Here is a 21,344-nt window from a genome sequence, read left to right as displayed (position 1 = left end):
CGGGGGTGGGCTTTTTGCTGGCCGGCCTCCAGCCCAACGAAAGGAACGCCATGAGCACGCGTCTCAAGGATCTGCGCGAGAAGCGCGGTCGCATCGTCACCGACATGCGTGGCCTGCTCGATGCCGCCGGCGGCGAGAGCCGCGACCTGACGGCCGAGGAGCAGGAACGCTATGACGCCCTGTTCGCCGACCAGGAGCGCCTGGGCGAGCAGATCAGCCGCGAGGAGCGCCAGCAGGCCCTCGACCGGCGCATGGCCGAGGAGGCCGTCCGCAGCGAGCAGGCTCCCGTCCATCCCGCGCCGGAGAGCCGCGAGGATCGCGCCAACCCCACGCCCGATGGTGCCTACCGTGCCGCCTTCGCCCGCTTCCTGCGCGGGGGCACTGGCGCTCTGGCCGGCGAGGAACTGCGCGCCCTGCAGGCCGGCGCCGATGTCGACGGCGGCTATCTGGTCCCGCCCCAGCAGTTCGTCACCGAGTTGATCAAGGCGGTCGACGATCAGGTGGTCATGCGCGGTCTGGCCCGGACCTTCCAGGTGCCCCAGGCCGCCTCCCTGGGGGCGCCGTCCCTGGACGCCGATCCCGCCGATGCCGACTGGACCACCGAGCTGGCCACCGGCGGCGAGGATACGGCCATGAAGGTGGGCAAGCGCGAACTGCGCCCCCATCCCCTGGCCAAGCGCATCAAGGTCAGCCAGCAGCTGCTGCGTCAGGCCCTGATCGGCCCCGAGGCCCTGGTCATGGGACGGCTGGCCTACAAGTTCGCCGTCACCCAGGAAAAGGCGTTCCTGACCGGCTCCGGCGCCGGCCGGCCGCTGGGCGTGTTCACCGCGTCGGACAACGGCATCTCCACCAGCCGGGACGTGGCCACCGGCAACACCGCCACCGAGATCCGCTTCGACGGTCTGATCGAGGCCAAGTTCGCGCTCAAGGGTCAGTATTGGCCGCGTGCGCGCTGGATCTTCCACCGCGACGCCGTCAAGCAGATCACCAAGCTGAAGGACGGCGAGGGCCAGTACATCTGGCGCCAGTCCGTGCGCGAGGGCGAGCCCGACACCCTGCTTGGCCTGCCCATGACCCTGTCCGAATGGGCGCCCAACACCTTCACCACCGGCCTCTACGTCGGCCTGCTCGGCGACTTCCAGCACTACTGGATCGTGGATGCGCTCTCCATGCAGGTGCAGCGCCTCAACGAACTGTACGCCGAGACCAACCAGGTCGGCTTCATCGGCCGCCTGGAGACCGACGGCGCGCCGGTCCTGGAGGAAGCCTTCGTCCGCGTCACGCTGGCCTGAGGAGACGAGACCATGCCCAACCTTGCCCGCACCGTGACCATCACCCGCGTCATGGACGCCGTCGCCGCCGGTCAGACCGACCAGGAGGGAACGGTGGTCGACATGGCCAATGCCGAGGGCGTCGTGTTCATCGCCGCCTTCGGCACCCTCGGCGACGATGCCGTGACCGGCCTGAAGGTCCAGCAGGGGGACGACCCCACGCTCACCGACGCGGCCGATCTGGCCGGCACCGCCCAGGCCATCGCCCAAACCGACGACAACGGGTTGCTGGTGGTGGATCTGGTCCGCCCGGCCAAGCGCTACGTCCGCGCGGTCGTCACCCGAGGCACGGCCGATGCCGTCATCGATGGCGTGATCGCCATCCAATACGGCACCCGCGTGCTGCCCACCACCCAGGGCGACACCGTCGCTGCCCTTGAAACCCACGTCTCGCCGGCCGAGGGCACGGCGTAGGAGGACGCGATATGAGCCATGTCACCCAGGTCTACCGCGACCGGGATGGCGACCGCCTGGTCATCGAGGCCGGCGGCGTCATCCAGGTCAATGCGGGCGGCCACATCGTTGGCCCGACCGGCGCCCCGGCCACCGCCATCGCCGACGCAACCGGCGGCACCACCACCGATGCCGAGGCCCGCGCCGCCCTCAATGCCGTGCTGGCGGCGCTGCGCGCCGTCGGCATCGTGGCCAGCGCGTGAGGCCGACCATGAGACTGCGCATGATCACCACCATCGCCGGCCCCGAGGTCTCCGCCGGGGCCGGCGAGGTTGTCACGGTCACGCCCACCCTGGGCGCGGCCCTGGTCGAGACCGGGGCGGCGGTGCCGTTGGCCCCGGACCCCAAGCCACTGCCAGGACCGGAGTGTGCCATCGCTCCGCCGGCCGAGACCGCCACTGCCCCGCCCCAGCGGCGGCGCGGGCGGGCGGCGCCCACATCGGGAGGGTGAGCCCATGGAGCTGCAATGGTGGATCACCGTCATCGAGGTGCCGGTCCTGGCCGGGCTGTTCTGGATGCTCATCACCGGGCGGGCGACCCAAGAGCGGCAGGTCGAGGCCCTGCACGCCGAACTGTCCGCCTTCAAGCTGCACGTCGCCACCACCTACGCCTCTCTGGGGCATCTCAAGGAGGTGGAGGCGCGCCTGACCGCGCATCTGCTCAAGATCGAAACCAAGCTCGACCGGGTCATCGAGGGCCGGTACGGCCACGACGGGGAGGACGCCCGCCATGACCGCTGACCCCACCCGGATGCCGCGCGGCATCCGCAACCACAATCCGCTCAACATCCGCCTGAACCCCGCCAACCGCTGGCAGGGCCGGATCGACCCGGCCGACAACACCGACGGCGCCTTCGAGCAGTTCCGGGATCCGATCTGGGGCCTGCGGGCCGGGGCGGTGCTGATCATCAACCACCACGACCGGCGCGATGCGACCACGATCCGCCGGCTGATCGCCCTGTGGGCGCCGCCCTCCGAGAACGACACCGACGGCTACGTCGCCTTCGTCGCCCGCCAGAGCGGCTTCGGCCCGGATCAGGCGCTCGACTTCCACCGCGCCGATCATCTACGGCCCGTGCTGACGGCCATGGTCGCCATGGAGAACGGGTGCCAGCCCTACACCGAGGCCCAGATTGACGCCGCCCTGGTGCGCGCCGGTGTGTTGCCGCCGGAGAAGCCGCTGACCCGCAGCCGCACGGTGCGGGGCGGGCAGGCGGCGGCCGCCGCCACCGTCGGCACGGCCGTGGTGGGGGCCCTCCAGGACGGGCTCGGGCCCGCGCAGGAGGTTCTGGGGGATCTGGCCCTGACCCTGGATGCGGCCAAGTGGGCGCTGCTGGCCGTCACCCTTATCGGCATTGGCGTGATGGTCTGGGCGCGCATCGACGACCGGCGTCGGGGGCTGCGGTGATGGTCGCGATGCTGAGCCGATGGCTGGGCGGGTCCGGGCTGGCGCTCGGGCGCGCCCTGGCCGTGGTGGCTGCCGTTCTGGCGGTGCTGCTCGGCGCCCGCCGCGCCGGCCGTCTCGCGGAACGCCTCGAGATGATGGAGAAGGCCCATGATGCCCAGCGCCGGATGCTGGAGGCGGCGGCTCGCCGTCCTCGTTCTCGCGACGATCTGGCTCAGCGCCTGCGCGACGGCCGGTTCTGACGGCGGCGGGCCGGTCTGCCCGCCGGTCGTGGAGTACAGCCGCGAGGTCCAGGCGCGCGCCGCCGACGAGCTCGATCTGCTGCCCGAGGGGTCGGCAGTGGTCGAGATGCTCAGCGATTACGCCGTCATGCGGGAGCAGGCAAGGGCGTGTGCGGGGCGGTGATGATGCGATGAACTGGCCGGGGACACGTTTGATCATGTTGCGAGCCCGACCAACTGATTGCCGGCGCTGTCGACCCGAATTTCGAGGGAGCGGCACTTCGATAAAAGATACGAACTCGAGCCGCCGAGCGAGAATGGGTAGATGACCGGGTTGGAACCGATGCCGGCCACCAAAAGGGAGCGGCCCGCATATCGCACGCATGCCTCTGCCAGCCATGCTGCCGCGGGGGAGGCGTCTAGCTGGATTGGGGGGGTCCGGATGATGCGCTTGCCCTTGTCAACTCTCTCGATGGCGCCCCAACTCGCCTGAGATTGCAGGACCATGTTCGTCATCCGGCGAGTACCCTCGCGTTCCCCGAATATCTCGGCCATGCGCCGATGAAGCTCCGCAGATGTGCAGTCGCCCTGCAACGCAGTGAGCCGCCCGACAATTTCGGCCACCTTGCCGAAGAACGGGTAGGTCGCCAGAGCCATTCCCCATGTCAGCGCAGAGGTCGGCGTGTCCGATGCTTCGCGATATATCTTTACTCCGCGTTCCGCAAAATCAACCAGATCCGAACGCGGCTCCAACCACAGTCGGTTCAGAACCGTTCGGGTTTTCTTTTTTGCGGCTGGGCCTGAATGTCTGGCATTTATGAGTTGATTGAGGTCATCAAGACTGGATGCACCCGCCCTCACACGTATTGCTGCGCAAGCCCATTCCAAAGGAATAAAACGATCAAAGCCTATTTGAGGTTGTTTTGATTGCATCCGCCTTTTTCTCACCCGGAATATGTACGAACGGAACAATCAGCTCTTCGACTGATATCCCACCGTGAGCGACGACTTGCTCTCCATGTGGCACGAAAGCTTTCCGCGCGTTGGCGTATAGCGGCAAAAATCCGGGTGGAAGTCCAGCGAGATCGAAGCGGAAAGCGTCGACGGCATCCGGTACCGAAGCGGCAAGCACGTCGCTGCGGTAGGCGCGGACCCGCTCGCCCCTGAGTTCGGAAACAACGCCCTGGCTAAGCCGGCCAATCCCCTCTGCTTCGACATTCCCGTGATCTGCGGTGAGGTAGATGCGATATCCGTGCTCGGCGAGCAGGAAGAGCAGTCGCTCCACGAAGCCGGTGTCGCACCACTCGGCGATCTGACCGGTGATGCCGCGCTTGCCCAATGTCGCCCCGTGGACGATTTCGTCGATCATGTCGACGACGATACCGGCGACCTTTATGGACGGTTGCGAGAGAGCGTCCGCCAGCTCATCCAGCTGTCCGGTCCGCTTGATGCTCTTCCGATAGAAAATCTCCGGTTTGCGCAGGCCGTTCTCCTGCCAGAACCGCGCCCACAAGGACGGCTCCTTGCTGGTCGTTTCGATGGAATCGGGGAACTCGCGCGGCTTGAGGCCGGAGAACAGGGCCTGGCGCGAAACCGAGGTGAGGGTGGGGAGCCATGCGAAGCACGCGTTCTCCTCCACGATCAGATTGGGGGCGCGGGCCGCGAGATGCTCGCGAATCTGAAACCATTGATCCATCGCGAGACCGTCGAAAACGAGCAGAGCGATGCGTTCCTCGCCCGCACCGCGGCGCATCGCGAGGTATCGCGGCACGTGGTGGACCATGACCGGGCCCTTGGCAGCCGGCAGGGACGGGAGATCGGCGAAGTGCTCGAAAACCCAATCCGTCAAGCGAGTGTCGGCATCACGCTGCAGGTCACGGACTTGCTGCTGGACGCCGTTCGCCTGTTGTGCGCTCAGGCTATGGAAGCGGTAGATGATTTCGCCCATACGACGTGCGAAATCGCTCCAATCCCGGTGCGATGAGTCCGTTCCGGGCAGTTCTGCGCCAACCCTCTTCGCACCCTCGGCGACCAGCTCTCCCAGGGCGTTTGCATCGCTTTTCAGCCCGACTTTCGCCCAGGCGGGAAGGTTCGAGGGGGACCCCTTGATGTCGACCGGCTGCAGCGTGCCCTCGAAGAACATGTTGTCGACGATGACGCGGACGTCGGGGTGGTCGAACGGGATGGAGAACGCGCGGGTGTCGTCTCGATCCGTGTCGGCCGACCGCCGGCTGCGGACGCCGTGCTGGGCGAGGAACTCATCCCAGGAGTCTTGCAGGACCCGCAGGGTAACGCTCTTCGACGAGAGCAACTCGGCCACCGGCAGGTCTTCGAGATCCGGGTTGTCGGCCACAATGCCGCCGACATGATCGGCAAGCAGCGGGGGCAAGCCGGATCCGCGATAATGCAGGCGCAGAAGCTCGCGCCAGAAGTCCTCTGCCCGGTTGAGCAGATAGGGGCTGATACGGAAGATGTGCGTGAGGATGAAGTCCTTGGTCGCGCCTTCGCCCAACGGCTGAGTCGCATGCCTGTTGTGCGCCTCGAACAGAGCCTTGTGGTGATCCGAGTCGATGTGCCGGATCACGCCGTAGCTCAGTTTCGGAAAGAGGTCCGCCAAGCCCAGGCTGACCTTGCGGCCCTCACGGACATAGTCCCATGGCAGCGCGTTCAGGTCGGTTCCGCGCAGCTGCAGGATCAGCGCTTTCGCGGATCCGTCCTCGCCGCGGTCCCAGGCGGCTCGGTAGCGTTCCTCGTATTCCGTTCGGAAAGCGATGGAGTCCTCAAAGGGCAATACCTCGAAGCCGCGTTCCCGAAGGCCGTAAAGGATGCGCTCGTCCAACAGGAGATCATCCGGATCGCAGGCAATCCAGAAGCGGGCCAGGTCGGCGGGGAACTCCCGCATGATTCGATCGATCCAGGCACTCATGACGCGGCTGCCTTCTGCTCGCCCACGCGCAGCATCAGAACGGCATTGAGATCGGGAGCATAGGCCTCGGCAGAGTCGAGCCGCGCCATGCGGGCGTCATGGTCCGCCTTCAGGCGCTTGCGACGATAGTCCCGCACATTCTGCAGACCGATCCGGCCGATGGCCTGGTGTCGGGCGTTGTAGGCGTATTGGGCGCGCTCGCGCTCCTCCTGAATGCGGGTTCTGTGTTCGTCCACCAGCTCGGCGAAAACACGCTCGCCCTGAGCCAGAGCGGCGGTCTTGGACCGGTCGAACCAGCCATCGGCATCCGCCGTGGCCGACGTCCCAGTCAGCTCAATCTGCTCCGTGAGAAGGAGGTCCCAGATCCGCTTCGCCGTCGGCAGGAAGGTGCGCCCCGCGTCGTTTACAAACACGGTCAGGAAACGGCGCCGGCTGTAGTCGTCAGCCGACAGGCTGATTTCCCAAAGCGACCAGACCCCGCAAACGGTGTCAGGTAGTCCGGAGATCCGGACGATAGGAAGCGGCAAATCGGGCACGCAGCGCGGCAGCTCGCCGATTACGGCCCGGGCTCGCGGATCCTCCAAGGTGACCCATTCGACGTCCGGGTGCTCCTCGGCAGTGCGGGCGTCGAAGCAGACTTTGGCGGACTCGCTACCGTCGGCCCAGCGCACGCGCCATGCCTCTCCGTCCTTGCTCGCCTCGCCGCCCCGTGCGGGTAGCCCGGTCGTGATCGCCCGTTCCAGCCAGAACTGCGCCGGGTGATCCCGCCATTTGCGCGCATCTTCGGCATCGAGCTCATGAGCACCGGGAAGGAGCTCCTCGTTCTTCCGGCTGTCCGCGATCGTCGAGCGAAGCTCCGATACGACGGCGTCGCACTCGGTCTCGATGGCATCAGAATTTTGCAGGCTCTGGACGAAGAGCTCATCGAACAGCGGCTCGGCTTCGACCGAGTCCATAATGTCGGCGGCCTTGTCGACGCCAAATTCCTCGACGATGACCGCGAGCTTGGTTTCCAGGACCTCACGCACGCGATGCTCGACCGTATCCTCCAGCACGAAGTTGATCGCGCGCACCACATGCGGCTGACCGATGCGGTCGACGCGACCTATGCGCTGTTCGACCCGCATCGGGTTCCACGGCATGTCGAAGTTGATGACGACCTGACAGAACTGCAGGTTCAGGCCTTCGCCGCCGGCGTCGGTGGAGACAAGAACGCGCACATCGCGCGAGAACGCCTGCTGGGCCCGAGTGCGCGCATCGAGATCCATGCTGCCGTTGAGCGTGGCGACCGAGAAGCCGCGGCTTTCCAGGAACGCCGCGAGCATCGTCTGCGTCGGCACGAACTCAGTGAAGATCAGAACCTTCAGCTCCGGATCGTTCTCCTCCTGCTGCAGCTTGTAGATCAGCTCCAACAGCGCTTCGGCCTTGGCATCCGTACCCTGGGCTTCGGTGGAGCGGGCGAGTTCGAGCAGGGTGTCGACCTCCGCCTTCTCCATCTCCCAACCGCGAGTCTGGACGGCCAGATCCACCTGCGTCTGGCCGTCGAGCTCGGCCCATTCGTCCACGTCGGCCGTCTCGAACAGGGAGGGCTGGAGCTGCGGTTGATCGAGCAGCGCCTGGCGCTTTTCGAGCGTCGCGCGGATCGCCGCCGTGCTGGAGGTCACCAGCCGCTGCATCAGGATCATCAGGAACCCAATGTGCCGCTGCTTCGCCGCCATGGCCTGGTTGTAGCCGTGGCGCACATAATCGGTGACCGCCTCGTAGAGTTTCTGCTGCGCCGCGTGCCGGTCCTGCCACGCGACGGGCTGAAGCCGGGTCATGCGCGGCTTGAAGAGCGGATTGCCCTCCGCATCGATCGCGATGCGCTTCTCCGTGCGCACCACGAAGGGGGCCACACGCTCGCTCGTCACGCTGCTCTCGTCCGGGAAAGAATCCCGGTCGATCAGCTGCATCAACCGATGGAACTGGTCGGTCTTGCCCTGATGCGGCGTCGCCGACAGGAGGAGGATGTAGGGCGCGGCTTCCGCCAGTGCCGCGCCCAGCTTGTAGCGCGCGACCTGGTCTGTGCTCCCGCCCATGCGGTGCGCTTCGTCGATGATCACCAGATCCCACGACGCCGAAATCAGATCCTCGAAACGCTCCCGGTTGTAGGTGCTGAGCTGCTCCAGGCTCCAGCCGCGCCGCCCTTCGAGCGGCTTCACGGAATCCAGCGAGCAGATGATCTGATCGTGCAGACGCCACAGGTTCTCTTCGTCGTTGCGCCATTGCCTGAAGGCGGAAAGCTCGGCCGGTTCGATGAACTGGAAGTGTTCCCCGAAATGCAGCTGCATCTCGGCTTGCCACTGGCGGACCAGCCCTTTGGGCGCGACCACCAGGATCCGCTTCGCCATGCCGCGCAGCTTGAGCTCGCGCAGGATGAGCCCGGCTTCGATCGTCTTGCCGAGCCCCACCTCGTCCGCGAGCAGGTATCGGATGCGGTCCCGGCTCATGGCCCGGTTGAGGGCATAGAGCTGGTGCGGCAGCGGCACGACGCTCGACTGGATGGGCGCCAGCAGGAGGTTTTCCTCCAGCGCGTCCAGCAGCTTCGCCGCCGCCGCGGTATGCAGGATGTGCTCGACCGTGGGCTGGACGGAATCGAGCGAGGCTAGATCAGCGGCGCGGGCGCGAACGACGGCGTCCTTATCGGGTAGCCAGACCCGATAGGCGGTCTCGCCCCAGATCTCTTGCACGTCAACGACACGGCAAGGCGCGGCATGTCGCTCATGCCAGCACCACGCGCCGATGTCATGTGCGCTGCCCGCATGCGTCACGCATCGGCCTCCATGCGGGTGAGCGCTTGGTCGTACCAGAGCAGCAGCTTCTCATCTTCCTGCAGCGCCTCTTCCGGGATCTTCTGGGCGATGTTGATGATGGTCTTGTAGTCCCTGGCTGCCCAGGCGGCCTTGAAGCCGGCGCGCAGCGCCTCCAGCCGGAACTCCTTGAGCCGGCGCCCGGGAGCGGTCTTGTAGGCCTCGAACTCCTTCAGCATCGACCGCTCGCGCTTCTGCTCCAGATCCTTGGCCTTGCTTGGATCGGGCACATACCAACGGTCCTTGGCCTTCGCCTTCAGCCGCGGATCATCCTTCTCCAGTCCGCGCAGGTCCTTGAAGTTGGTCGAGAGGTAGCTGTGGATCTGGTTGGGCACGTCGCCGTTGCCGTCGAACCGCAGGAAGTTGTCCTCCAGCAGCGCGGCGAGTTCGGGTTTCTCCTCATGCTTCTTCCAACCGGCGCCGAGCTGCGTGGTGAACTCCGGGTGGATGTCCTGATAGGTCGAAGGGCGTTTGCGCAGGAAATCGGTCAGCCAGTCGATGGCCGAGCGCTCGTCGGAGACGAACAGCTCCATCTGCGGCGCCTGCGCGGCCTGCGCGCGCTTGCGGTCGTACTCGGCCACCTGTTCGGGCAGGAACACCATGCCGTCCCGCTCGGGGAAACGGCTCCGGAGCCCATCGAGAAACTCCTCGGTGGAAAGAGGTACCGGAAAGTCGTGGCGCACAAACCAGGCGACCATCCGGTCGTAGATGCGGCGCGGATCACGCTCGACCACGATTTCGAGGATGCCGTTCTTCGACTTCGAGACCGGCAGCTGGCGGAGATGCGTCTGTACGAAGTCCCATGCGGATTCAGGTGCAGCGCCGCGCTCCGCTAATCGCTGCTCGAGGCCGCCATTCGGCTTGTAGGCCGAGATGACAAGGTCCTGCTTGACGGCGGTCGTTGAGGTGACCTGGCGGTAGCTACCCTGCTTCTTATCGAGCGCGCTTACCTCGGCGACGACGAAGCCGGCTTGCTGGAGCGCGACCTGGATCGCGTTCCACACCGATGCCTTGCTGTTGGAGAATACGACGGTCATCCACCGGCCGGGCTTCAGGACGCGGTGATACTCAGCGAAGCAGCGCTGCATCAGGTGCTGATAGTCTGGTAGCGCTTTGCTCTTAAACTTGTCGATGATCGCTTCGGGCTGTGCGTCAGTGGTGACGCCGTGCCACGACTCAACAAGGAAATTCAGATCCGCATAGTAAATATTTTCTCCGAACGGTGGGTCCGTAAAGACATAGTCAATACTTTCGTCTGGCAAGAAATTATTAGCCGCTGTTCCAGTTGTTACGATTGAATAAGCAGATTTTGCCCTAAAGCCCTGGAAGGCTTTCGCGAGTCGATTTAACTTCCCTTCAAGATTGTAGCGGGGACTGCATTCCGAAGTTTGGGAGGCAACATAATAAACACCATTTAGCGCGCGATTGACCTGCGAGAAATGAGACGGGCTGTATCGGTTAAGAATCGAGAATCCCCATACTGATTGCTCTACCATAAAAAGCAAAAATGATCGTAGTCTGGGGTTTTTATTTGATTTTGCCTTTTCCCACAGCAATCCAATTGCTTGCCCTGCACGCGGCAAGAAAAAATGGTGAATGTGTGTAACGCCAGAGTAGTCCATGCGTGCCCGTTCGTGCGTCATGTGCATCGGCGGGATCTCAATCGTCGGCATGCTCGGCGGAAGTGGCATAGCCTCAATGCGTTCCAGCAGCGCGAGGTCGTCTGGAGAAGGCTTCTTTTCGTAGCGAGCCTTCCCAACGCTGTAGCAAATCAAAGCCGGTTCACGCTTAGGAACCTCAATCGTCTTTCCCGTCGCGGCGTCTGTCTTCGTGGTGAGCAGTCGTTCCAGCCGCGGCTTTTTGAGCTCCGCTCCGCAATGAGGGCAAGGGAAGCTGTCCTTTACACGCTTGGACTCCGCTTCCAGAGCATCCTCAGTGAAGTTGATCTCTCCGGCACACTCAGGACAACTGTACAGTTGGCTCCAGACGGTAAATTCGATCCGCCCCTTCGTCTTGCCGTCTGTATGCAGGGTCTCATACATCCAGCCAATTTCACGCTCGACTTCAGCAAGCAACTGCTTTCCAGCCTTTGCGAAGGCATCGACTTCGAGCGGCAGGTTGTAGTTGGCCGCGATGAAAGTCGCGGCTGGGGAGAGGTCGCTCAGCACGGTCCGCCGAGCCCCCCATTTGGGCGCGGGGATATCCGCCTTTTTTCTCTCCATTTCCACTTGGTGGCGATATGACGCTGGAGCTGTCCCGCACCACTGCGCGGCCACACCTGTCATCCCCGATCCAGCAAACCCGTCGAGCACGATGTCGCCCGGGTCTGTGAAGTGCAGGATGGACGGAACGATGGCCAGGTGCGGCACCTTGGTGTGGTAGCCGTGGGCTTTATAAAGCGCGTCGGTCTTCCCGACGGACACATCGATCGCCATCGGCTCCCGCGAGTACTCTTCGGCCGGATCGTAAGGCTTTCCATAGTGCTTCACGAAGTCTTCGAGCCATGGGTTCGGGCAGGCCGTGTAGTAGGGCGGATCCGACATCGCGAGGATTGCCTCGTCGATACCCTGCGGAAACCCTTCCTGGTTCCGGAAGTCGGGATCCTTCAGCTTCTCGGCCAGCAACTTCAGGAAATGCTCCCGTCGCGCATCCTCGCTTTGGAAGGTCATGCCAAGGCACTCCACGGGAGTGGCCTCCTTTGCGCTTTTGATCAAGTCGTTCATGGCATGGTCCTTAAGGGTTCGCGTCCAGGCGCTCTCGGAGCCCGGAGTAACGTTGTTCTTGCCTTCCGCTCAGCTCGCCGAGGAATGCCTCCCAGTGAGGCCGGCTGGCCGGAAGCAAAGGTCGGGTGCTTTCGAAGAGCTGTTCTAGGATTTCGGGAGTGCCGGCAGCGTCCCAGATCTGACCATTGTCGGCGGCTGCGGCCAGCACAGCTTGCAAGTCATCGGCTGCAAAGACGGAAGCAAGCGGCAGGATGACCGACTGGCCAAGTTGCTCGGCGTAGCGGAAACTCCCGGCCCCTTCATACAAGGTAATCCCGGCAGGAACGAGTTCTTTGCGGGGATGCTCTGAGATGATGCTGATCTTGGTAGTCGCATCGAAGCCATTGAAGCGGTCGACAAGAACTGCCGACAGCGGCGCGATGGCGAATGCGTCGAATGCCGCATGCGCCTTCAATGTGTCTACATCTGCGGTTTCGAGAAGTCGCCGGGTCCGCGTGCGGTCTGGCTCAGCCATCCAGTCCCAGATCCGCGGGTCACTCTCCAGGAACGGGCTTATGCTTAGGAGGACTTCATCTTGGATCTGTCCGACCCTGATGGCGACAAACGCCGGCATCATGGCGTCGTAGATTGCGGTCTTCGATTTGGCGATCTCGCGAAGAACGACGGCAAGCGTTCTGACCTTGGCGGCATACTTCTGCCGTTCAGCACCGAAAGGCGCGGCGAAGATCGCCTTGATGAGATTGACCACCAATACATCTTTGGCTCGGTCGAGATAACGGGCGCGCAGGAACGCGCCGATATCTTCGGGCGTCGCAGGGAATGCCGGACCGAGCAGGTCCGCGTCGAACCGAGCTATGGCGCTCTTGCCCTGCAGAGGGGCGTGAATGAGCAGATGCTGTAGGGCATGAACGATGTGTGCCCGGACCAACTCCGGTGATGGCTGGAAAAGCTCGTCTTCGACCACGAATGCCGGATGGGCGCAGAGGTGTCGGTCCTCCTGCAGCCGGTCGAGTGCCGCGTACTCATGTGGCGCAAGAAGCTGCAGGTCGCTGTTGGCCTTTTCGAGAAGCGCTCCTTCGATAGCCTGAAGCTTTCGTTTGTCCTTCGCCGCGATCGCTGCATCCAACTCTTCTACAAAGGCTCGTGGCGCGGCCTCACCCTGGCCAGCCAGTTCACGCGCCTTAGCGATGATGTCGTAAGCAACCGCAATCCATGTCGACATGAGCGCTGAGCGCAACGCGCCGCCACGGTAGGCCGTGATAGCTTCACCAATGAGGCGACGCGACTCCCGGTCCCTTACCGCAAGAACCAGGCTATCGATGTCAGAATGTCCAACGCTGACGCTCATGTTCACTCCACTACGAAGCGCAGCTTGGTGGTGTCCTTGCCCTTGCAGCGGTCGTTCAGGAAACCCTCGAAGCGCTTGCGCAGATCCTCCGGCGTCGCTGGCGACCCGCCCTGGAGCAGCGCCTGCTTGATGTCCTCGCCGGTTACGGTGATCTTCTCCAGCCCCGAGAGTGCCTCCTGAACGGCGGCGATGAACTCGGGCGTGACCATGTCGGGCAGCGTGCCGGTTTCGGCGAAGCCGCTGACGATCTTGCGGGACGAGTCCTTCAGCAGTTCGAAGTTGGACTGGATGATCGGGTCTTCGAGGTTCTCGACCAGCGTCTGAACCCAGTTTTCGAGCAGCCGGTCGAGTTCGTCGTCGAGTTGCTTCAGCACGTTGGCGGCCGGAAGCATGTCGCCCTGCTCGTTGGCCGGCCGGAAGTTGCAGTGCGGGCAGACCGGGCTCGCCGCCAGCTCGGAATCGACGAGCGACGCGCAGCTCTTCAGCTTGTCCAGCTTCTCTTCGAAGCTCGTGAGCTGGCTGGTCGGCAAGAGGGAGATGCCGGCCAGCGCGCGCATCGAGACGAGCCGGGGATCCTTCTGCAGGGCGGCCTTGGTCTTGTCTTCCGCCACGCCCAGCCGGGCCTTGCTGTGCTGCGCCGTATAGGCGGCGATGTAGTCCTTCTTCAGCTGGCCGAGCGTCTGCCGGTACTCGGCGGCGTGCTGTGCCGTCCGGTCAGCGGCCAGCTTGTCGAGCACCTGCTTTCGCGTCTCCTGCGCCTTCTTCACCCAATCGTGGTCGGGCGACAGCACCATTTCGGCCTGGGACAGGTAGCTCGCCGTGCTGCCGAGTTCGCCCACCAGCTCCAACATCCGCTCGACGGCGCCCAGAACCTCCAGATTCTTCTTCTGCGCCGCGATGTCGTCGGATCCGATGCGCAGGTTCTTCAGCTTGCCGACGGTGTTGTAGGGCGCGAGGCTCTCGGAAAAGCTCTTCAGCGCGTCGAGCTTGGTGCGCCAGTCGGCGATCTCCTCCTCGCGCAGAAGCGGCTGGCCCCAGAAGCTCAGTCGGCCCTGCATATCCGTCGTGGCGCTCAGCACCCGCCGCGTGAGCTTACTGACTTCCTCCTGGAGCCGCTTGACCGGCTCGTCGGAACCTTGGGTCGCCTGCTGAGCGAGCCCGGGCGGTAAGCCCAACATCTCGAACAGCGAGCGAAGGACCGCGACGTTGATTTCCTTCGGTGCCTCGACATGCTTGAACTGCCTCAGCTCGTCCAGCGATCGTTCCGCGAGCAGGGTGAGCTTGCCGGAGTCGATCTTGTCGCCGGTGATGGCGAGGACGATATCGCCCGCGTAGACAAGCCCGCCAAGCACGGTCACCAACAGATCAGGCTCAAGGCGGAATTTGACTGGCGCGAAGTGCTCGACGTCGGTGTCACCGCTGACGAGCTCGGCGCGGTTCAGCACCTGACCGTGACCCTTGGCCTTCAACCGGGACAGCACCTCCTGCGCATAGCGCGAGCGGGTCGGGTCGATGCGATCGCCGTCGAGCATCTCCAGGCCGTCGAGGATGACCACGGCGTCCTTGGTCCGGTTTCCGCCGGCCAGCGCGCGCAGCGCGTTCCCGACGAGTTGCCTCCGGTTGGATTCCGTCACCAGCGCCGAGAAGGTGGGATACTCGGGCGCCACGTCGGCGAACTGGTTGTTCAGCGCGAGGCCGGAGATGACGTTCACCACGTCCCGGAAGTTGATGCGTTCTTCGGGACCGAGACGGGCCTTGTCGCGAAGCGAGATGCCCTTGGTCCACTCCTGCAGGGTCTTCGCCTTGCCCTGGTAGGTGACCTCGTAGGCCGTCATCTGCTTTTCCTGCAGCCACCTGCTCATGTCGCGCAGGGCGTCTTTGGCCTTGTCGAGGTAGATGGACTTTGCGCCGCCGCTGGCGGTCGACGCCAGGTCCTGCGCGGCGGCATAGAAGGAAAGGTGACGGCGGATCGCGTCGTCGAGCCCTTTCAGCCGGAAGAACACCTCGTCCGGCTTGTGGTCGTCGCGGAAGCGCGGCGGCTCGAAGGGCTGGATGAAGTAGATGTAGAAGTCCCGCTCGGGCTGGGCGGTCGGGCGGTCGTTCGGGGCGCCGAAGAAAAGGTAGCCGTCGCGTTCGACCCGGCGGTCCTGCCATTCGACCTGGTACTGCCAGATCTGGTGGCCGGTGACGTAGCTGGCCTCGTCGGTGCGCTCCATGAGTTGGCGGATCGCGCTGTAGTAGGCGCGATCCAGCGCATCGTCGGACAGGGTTTCGGCGCGCTTCTCGATCTGGGCGTCGTAGTCGACGTCCTTCTTGAGATCGAGGTAGTACTGCTCGGTGTCCGGCGCCTTGGAAATGAACTGGCCGTTGACGGTCTTCATCGTCTCGCGCAGGACGGTCTGGACCTGGGAGAGCAGATCGGCTTCGGGATCGCCGCCCATGTCCTCGATGCCCGGCTGGTAGAGGCATAGCGTGTCGCGGAGCTCCTCCGCGGTCGGTCCGACGGGCACATAGATGTCGCCGCCGGTCGTCAGGCGATGCACTGACAGACCGTCGATGATGCGCAACGCCATCGGCCTGTAGGCCGGACGGGTGAACGCCTTGGTGACGCGCTCCGTCAGCACCTCCGAAACCTTGAGCACCGGGCCGATATTCGGGTCGGCGCGCAGCACCTGATTGGACTTCACCGTGTCCCAGAACTTGTCGTAGCCGATCAGGCCCGGCCGATCCTCCGGCACCTCGTCGTCCAGGATCGCCTGGATCTGGTCGCGGAGCGTGACGAGGGCGCCGCGCTTTTCCGTGAAAACCAGCCGCTCGAACGTGCCGATGTAGTCGGGATGGACGGGAAACAGCCGGACATACTCGTCCATGCGCTCGTTCATGGAGCCGTAGAACTTGGCGAAGGGCGTGAGGTACGACCGGATCTTGTTCTGCTGATCGGACGACTTCTTCAGCAGGCGCTCCGCCACCACGAAGCTCACGTCCTGGCGCGCGAGCAGGACCTGCGTGAACCGGTCCTTCACGCGGCGCAGACTGTCCGCGACATGCTGGAAGCGGCTGCTGTCGAAGATCGCCTCCTGGACGCCGGCCACGAAGCGGAACCGAAGGTGCTTGGTGACCTCGCCAATCTCACGTAGGAAGGACAGGTCGAGCACGAGGTCGTGATCCCGCCGGGAGCGGAGATAGTCGAGGAATTCGTCGACGACGAGCAGAATACCTTGGTTCGGATGAACATCGGCGAACGCCGCCATCATTTCCTCAAAGGCTGCCTTGTTGTTGGTCACCTTGTCGGCAGGCGGGAAAGTGTAGATGACGCCGTGTTTTTCGAGGAAGAGTTGAAGCTGCTGCGTGATGATGTCCCGAAGGGACATCCGGCTGGAGATCTCGATCCGATGGACCTTGAATTTTCCGGCAATTGACTCTGCCGCTTCGGCCACTTGGGGGTGCTGAATCAGCGGCAGATGGGCGGCGTCCTCGGCGACCAGCGAAAGCACCGACATCAGGTGCGACTTACCGGTCCCGTAGTTGCCGACGACGAGGACGCCCATGTGGTCCACCGACGCATCGAACGAGAGCTGAGGGATCATGAGCTTCGCGATCCGCGCGGCCATGTCGTCCGAAATGACGTAGGTTGAAACCAGCTTCTTCGCTTCATCCGGGCGGTTGGCGTCCAGAAGCTGAATGACCGACTCAATTGGCTCGAACTGAATGAGATCCGTGTAGCGCATCGACATCGCGCCTTCCCCATCAATGAATTTCGAACGGGACCAGGCCATCGATGCCGTAGTCCTGATGTTCTGGATGTCCTGTCGTGGCGTAAGAAAGCCGGCGTTCCCGAAGCTCCCCTGGCCACGCGGCAATGACGCGACGCGCATGGGCGTGCCGCTTCAGTAAATCGAGCGGATTGAGCTGCAGAGTGCGGTCGAAAAGCAGCTCGATGTTGTCCAGGAGAAGCAGTCCCTGGCGCGCTGACTCGTCGGTCAGGTCCCTCATCAGGTTCGCGGCCTGAAGGTGACGGCGCGTGCTGGGTACCGCGAGCAGCTGGCGCCCGAGTGCAGCTCCCACATTCAAGACAGGGGCATCCCGGCGTTCGGACAGCTGGGCAAGGAGAGCGGTTTTTCCGGACAGAGGCGGACCAATCAGAAGCACCAGCTTGCTGTTCAGACTGGTGATGTCGTCGACCAGCTTCTCAAGCTTCTCGATCATGCGTCAGCCCTCCATCCCCGAAGCGCCGGCAGAGGCCGGCGTCCGCGCGTCGAGCTCTGCGGCGTTCAGCAACACGATCTGTTGGTCTTGAGGTGTACGTGCGCCCGGGTCGGTGTCCAGCCCCAGCCGCTTGAGTGCGTAGTAGAGAAGCGCCTTGCGGACGGGGATCTTCGCCCGGCCGCCACGCATCCCGTAATCAAGGGCAATGACTTTCTGCTGCGTCTCGGACAGCTCAGGGTGCGGTCCGATCTCCAAAGTCACCTGCTCGTTCCAGTCGGCGTCGCTGTCGGCACCGACTTCGCTCGGCTTAGTGCTGCGCGTCTCAATGATCCGCGAGAGAACGAAGTCCTTGAAGGTGTGGTCGGTGAGGCAAAATGCCCGAGTGTGCCAGCGGAACCCGTCGAATCCGATCGCGTGCGGTGCGATCCAGCGCCAACGAGGCTCCGGCCGAGACAGTGACTGGTACTTGATCTCAATCGCTTCGGATCGCCGGATTGCGGCGACCACCGAACGCAGGGTCTTTGCATCCACCCCCCGCGCAGGGGTGGGCGCTGCGGCGTAGGAAGGGAACTGGCCAATCCAGGCGTCTGTGCGGTCGAGGATGCCGTCGGCGACGGAACGAAGCTGAGAGAGGTAATGGCTGGCGTCCGGCTTCAAAAACAGGGGATCGAACTTGCTGCCTCGAATGTAGGTCCGAGCGCTTTTATCGTAGATCATGTTGTCCGGAGCCATCCCGATGTAGCGGTTCAGGTCGGTGGACGCTTGGTTCACCGAAACACCGAACGCATCCATCAGGTCGGCCCGGTTCACATGCCCGTCCCAAAACAGGCGGAACTCGATGAATTCGAGCCGTCGCTCCACGCCCCATCTGAGATCTGTGGTCGTGTGACCCACAACGCCCTCCGATGCCCAGTGCGGTCAGCGACTATATGGGACCAGTTTCTGGTCTCTCTCGGGAGCGTAGGCGCAAGTTTGTTAGGGCGCAAGCGTAATCGTAGGTGGAGATGATCGATCACCCCAACGCCCCGCTCAGCGACCCTGCCACAGAATCCGCCGCGTTCCGGACCGGATCTGCGGCGAGGTGGGCATATCGCGCGGTGGTCTGGACCTGCGTATGGCCCAGCAGCTTGCCGATCATGGGCAGTCCCTGCCCGGCGGCGACGGCGGTGGAGGCGAAGGTGTGGCGCAGGTCGTGGATGCGGACGTCCTTCAGCCCGGCGCGGGCGCGGACGCGCTGCCAGAACGGTTGCAGGTCGGACAGCGGCTTGCCCTCCAGCGTGCCGGTGATGACCCAGCCGTTGCCGGCGATGCGTGGCGCGGTGGCCAGCAGATCGACGGGCGGCTGGCCCAGGTGGACGACCTTGGCGCCCGACTTGGAGTCGGGCAGGCGCAGCGCTCGGCCGGGCAGGTCGACATGCTCCCACTTCAGCTTCATGATCTCGTTCAGCCGGCACCCGGTCAGGATCAGCAGCCGCACCGCCAGGATCGCCGAGGACAATTCGATGCCCTCCGCCTCCATCTCCTTCAGCACGTCGCCGACCCGGCGCAGCTCGGCCGCACTCAGGAACCGCTCCCGCTTCTCCTCGGGGTATTTGCGGATGTGCTTGCGCGGGTTGGTGCCGTCCGGGCGCAGGCCCCACATCTCGGCCAGATTGAACATCTTGGAGATGACTTCCAGGCAGCGGTTGGCCTGATAGGGGACGTGGCGGAGGTCGTGGTGGAAGTGGGCGATGTCGGCCCGTGTCACTTCGGTGATGCGCTTGCGGCCCAGCGCCGGCAGGATGAAGCGCTCGAGGTTGCGGCGGTATTCCTTGGCGGTGCCGGGCTTGAGCCGGATGGTGATGTGCTCGCGGTCGAAGCGGTCGGCGAGGTCCTTGACAGTCAGCCCGTTGCGCTGTGCGTCGCGTTCCTCGGCCGGGTCCTTGCCGGCGCGGGCATCGGCGACGATCGCGATGGCGCGGGTTCGGGCCTGCTCGCAGGTCAGCACGGTGGCCGGGCCCAGGCTGATGCGGCGTGGCCGGCGGCCGGCGCGGTACTGGACGACGTAGCCCTTGTAGCCGGAGGGCAGGATCCGGAGACCGAAGCCGGGGACGTCCTCGTCCCAGATGAAGGCTTCTTTGTCCTGGGGTTCGGCGGCGTCGACACGGCGCTTGGTGAGCTTGGGCATGGGGGCGGTTCCTGGGCGAAATGTCGTCGCCGATCCTGTTCAGGATCGCGCCCATGGACGATGCGCTGGGGTCCGCCCGAAGTCAACGAACGCATTGAAATAGCGAAGGAAAAAGGAAGTGGTGCGTGGTTCTGCGTAGGGCAGGGGTGGGGAGCATCGGGAGCCGTCAGGAGGGCCGGGGGCGAATCGTCCAGGCCGGCTTATCGCCGCTTCCACGTCATCAAGTTGGCCGCCAGTGGAAGCACTGTGGAAGCAAGAGGGAAGGAAACTCTGCGCAATTCCTGGGGTCGAAGCGAAGTCATCGTTCCGCCGGCCGCTCTGTAACCGTCGGAAACTGCGCACTATAGCGTAGTAAAACGTGATTGTTCATGGTCTGTTCCGCACGACTCATAACCTGAAGGTCAGAGGTTCAAATCCTCTCCCCGCAACCACCTTGACCGAACGCCGCATATCGGCATCCAGGGCCGCCTCTCCAGAGGCGGCCTTTTTTGCGTCCGCCCCCAGCGACAGTTCGATCATGGACGCGATCTCGCCGATCAGCTCCACCTCCCGGGCGCCACGATCGAGGGGCGGGCCGACGCGCACCTCTTCGATCAGGGTGCGCAGGTGTTCGACCGCTTCCTGACGGGTCTTCGGATCCTGGAGCGTGGCGTGCAGCCGGCCGACCTGCCGGCGGTACAGTGTCGCCAGGTCGACGGTGAACGGTGGCAGGACGGGTGCGGCTGCCGAGAGCTTGGCGCGCAGGTCGTCCCGGTGCGCCGACAGCGTATCCAGCCGGGCCTGAAGGTCCGGGGATCGGAACCCCTCCGCAATCGCGTCGATTAGGGACGTGATCTTCCGTTCGACCTGTTCAAGGTCGGCTTCGACCGTCTTGCGGTTCGCCTGCGCCTGAACGTGCTGGGCCTCCATGTGCTCCTGGAACGCGACGCAGAAGTCCTCGACCAGGTCCGGGGCCATCAACTGGTCTTTCAGCGCGGCCAGGATCAGGTCCTCGAGCGGCCCACGCCGCAGGCCCTTGCGGTTCGAGCAGTCGGTCCCGGCGCGGGCGCGTCCGCAGGCCAGATAATCCTTGCCCGCCGAGATCATGGCCCCGCCGCACACCGCGCACGTGACCTTGCCGCTCAAGAGGGTCTCCGGGCGGCGATGCTTCCAGAACTCGGTGGCGCGGGCCTTCTTGACCCCGTCGGACTCCCTGATGGCGTCGAGGCGCCGCTGGACGCGGGTCCAGAGATCGTCGTCCAGGATCCGCAGGTCCGGCACCGCGGTGATGATCCAGGTCTCCGGCGGATTGGGGCGCGAGACGCGCTTGCCCGTGGCCGGGTCCTTGATGAAACGCTGCCGGTTCCAGACCAGGCGGCCGATGTACTCCTGGTTCCGCAGGATGCCGGTGCCGCGCGCCTTGTGGCCGCGAATGGTGGTGTCGCGCCAGGGACGTCCGCGCGGGCCCGGCACGCCGTCCTCGTTCAGAATACGGGCGATGGTGCGCGGGCCGGTGCCGCCCGTGAACATCTCGAAGATGCGCCGCACCACGGCGGCTTCCGCTTCGTTGACGCGCCGGTGCCCGGCGTCGACCTCGCCGCGCGCGTTGACCCGCCGGACCATCTCGTAGCCGAAGGACAGGCCGCCGGCCGAACGGCCCGCGCGCACCCGCCCCTCGAGCCCGCGCCGCGTCTTCTGGCCCAGGTCCTTCAGGAACAGCGCGTTCATGGTGCCCTT

At 64.4% G+C, this 21,344-nt stretch carries 17 protein-coding genes; 7 read left to right on the top strand and 10 right to left on the bottom strand.

The annotated features are described in order from the left end of the window. Window positions 1-50: 50 nt before the first annotated feature. From GGD89_RS16055 to GGD89_RS16025, 7 genes are read left to right on the top strand one after another with little or no spacing between them, the layout of a single operon-like run. Window positions 51-1,292: a phage major capsid protein gene (locus tag GGD89_RS16055; protein WP_184047244.1), complete on the top strand. Its 1,242-nt coding sequence runs from the start codon at window positions 51-53 to the stop codon at window positions 1,290-1,292. A gap of 12 nt (window positions 1,293-1,304) precedes the next feature. Further along, a complete protein-coding gene (locus GGD89_RS16050) occupies window positions 1,305-1,745 on the top strand; it encodes a hypothetical protein (protein WP_184047241.1) in 441 nt (146 codons plus the stop codon). A gap of 11 nt (window positions 1,746-1,756) precedes the next feature. Continuing rightward, complete coding sequence (locus GGD89_RS16045; protein ID WP_184047238.1) at window positions 1,757-1,987, top strand: hypothetical protein; 231 nt, start codon at window positions 1,757-1,759, stop codon at window positions 1,985-1,987. 20 nt (window positions 1,988-2,007) lie between these two features. Then, window positions 2,008-2,235, top strand: coding sequence for a hypothetical protein (locus GGD89_RS16040; RefSeq protein WP_184047235.1), 228 nt, complete (start codon window positions 2,008-2,010; stop codon window positions 2,233-2,235). A 4-nt stretch (window positions 2,236-2,239) separates the two neighbouring features. Then, entirely contained in the window at window positions 2,240-2,524 is a 285-nt protein-coding gene (locus GGD89_RS16035; RefSeq protein WP_184047232.1) for a hypothetical protein, read from the top strand. Next, a complete protein-coding gene (locus GGD89_RS16030; RefSeq protein ID WP_184047229.1) occupies window positions 2,514-3,191 on the top strand; it encodes a structural protein P5 in 678 nt (225 codons plus the stop codon). Before GGD89_RS16035 ends, GGD89_RS16030 begins: the two co-directional genes overlap by 11 nt. Window positions 3,192-3,199: 8 nt before the next feature. Next, window positions 3,200-3,430, top strand: coding sequence for a hypothetical protein (locus GGD89_RS16025; protein WP_184047366.1), 231 nt, complete (start codon window positions 3,200-3,202; stop codon window positions 3,428-3,430). A 195-nt stretch (window positions 3,431-3,625) separates the two neighbouring features. Here the strand turns inward: GGD89_RS16025 and GGD89_RS19780 are convergent, their stop codons facing one another. From GGD89_RS19780 to GGD89_RS15975, 10 genes are all read right to left on the bottom strand, one after another. After that, a complete protein-coding gene (locus tag GGD89_RS19780; RefSeq protein WP_221238515.1) occupies window positions 3,626-4,066 on the bottom strand; it encodes a hypothetical protein in 441 nt (146 codons plus the stop codon). Between the two features lie 244 nt (window positions 4,067-4,310). Next, on the bottom strand, window positions 4,311-6,335 hold the full coding sequence (gene pglZ / locus GGD89_RS16015; RefSeq protein ID WP_184047222.1) for a BREX-3 system phosphatase PglZ: 2,025 nt from the start codon (window positions 6,333-6,335) through the stop codon (window positions 4,311-4,313). Beyond that, the gene (locus tag GGD89_RS16010) at window positions 6,332-9,145 is read right to left on the bottom strand and encodes a helicase-related protein (protein ID WP_184047219.1); all 2,814 of its coding nucleotides are present in this window, start codon (window positions 9,143-9,145) and stop codon (window positions 6,332-6,334) included. Before GGD89_RS16010 ends, pglZ begins: the two co-directional genes overlap by 4 nt. Further along, a complete protein-coding gene (locus GGD89_RS16005; RefSeq protein WP_184047216.1) occupies window positions 9,142-11,907 on the bottom strand; it encodes a DNA methyltransferase in 2,766 nt (921 codons plus the stop codon). The genes GGD89_RS16010 and GGD89_RS16005 overlap by 4 nt, the downstream gene beginning before the upstream one ends. Before the next feature lie 10 nt (window positions 11,908-11,917). After that, window positions 11,918-13,255 carry a hypothetical protein gene (locus tag GGD89_RS16000; RefSeq protein WP_184047213.1) on the bottom strand — a complete coding sequence of 446 codons (1,338 nt, stop codon included), beginning with the start codon at window positions 13,253-13,255 and terminating at the stop codon, window positions 11,918-11,920. A gap of 2 nt (window positions 13,256-13,257) precedes the next feature. Beyond that, on the bottom strand, window positions 13,258-17,031 hold the full coding sequence (locus GGD89_RS15995; protein WP_221238514.1) for a DUF6079 family protein: 3,774 nt from the start codon (window positions 17,029-17,031) through the stop codon (window positions 13,258-13,260). Continuing rightward, window positions 17,003-17,461 carry a BREX-3 system P-loop-containing protein BrxF gene (gene brxF / locus GGD89_RS15990; protein WP_184047209.1) on the bottom strand — a complete coding sequence of 153 codons (459 nt, stop codon included), beginning with the start codon at window positions 17,459-17,461 and terminating at the stop codon, window positions 17,003-17,005. Before brxF ends, GGD89_RS15995 begins: the two co-directional genes overlap by 29 nt. Window positions 17,462-17,464: 3 nt before the next feature. Beyond that, window positions 17,465-18,355, bottom strand: coding sequence for a BrxR family helix-turn-helix transcriptional regulator (locus GGD89_RS15985; protein ID WP_184047206.1), 891 nt, complete (start codon window positions 18,353-18,355; stop codon window positions 17,465-17,467). Between the two features lie 118 nt (window positions 18,356-18,473). Beyond that, on the bottom strand, window positions 18,474-19,628 hold the full coding sequence (locus tag GGD89_RS15980) for a tyrosine-type recombinase/integrase (protein WP_184047203.1): 1,155 nt from the start codon (window positions 19,626-19,628) through the stop codon (window positions 18,474-18,476). A gap of 387 nt (window positions 19,629-20,015) precedes the next feature. Then, window positions 20,016-21,344 (bottom strand): recombinase family protein (locus tag GGD89_RS15975; RefSeq protein WP_184047200.1); only part of this gene is annotated, 1,329 nt, incomplete at its 5' end.

The sequence above is a fragment of the Roseospira visakhapatnamensis genome, assembly GCF_014197915.1.
Lineage (GTDB): Bacteria > Pseudomonadota > Alphaproteobacteria > Rhodospirillales > Rhodospirillaceae > Rhodospira > Rhodospira visakhapatnamensis.
This window is presented reverse-complemented; position numbering and strand designations above follow the sequence as displayed.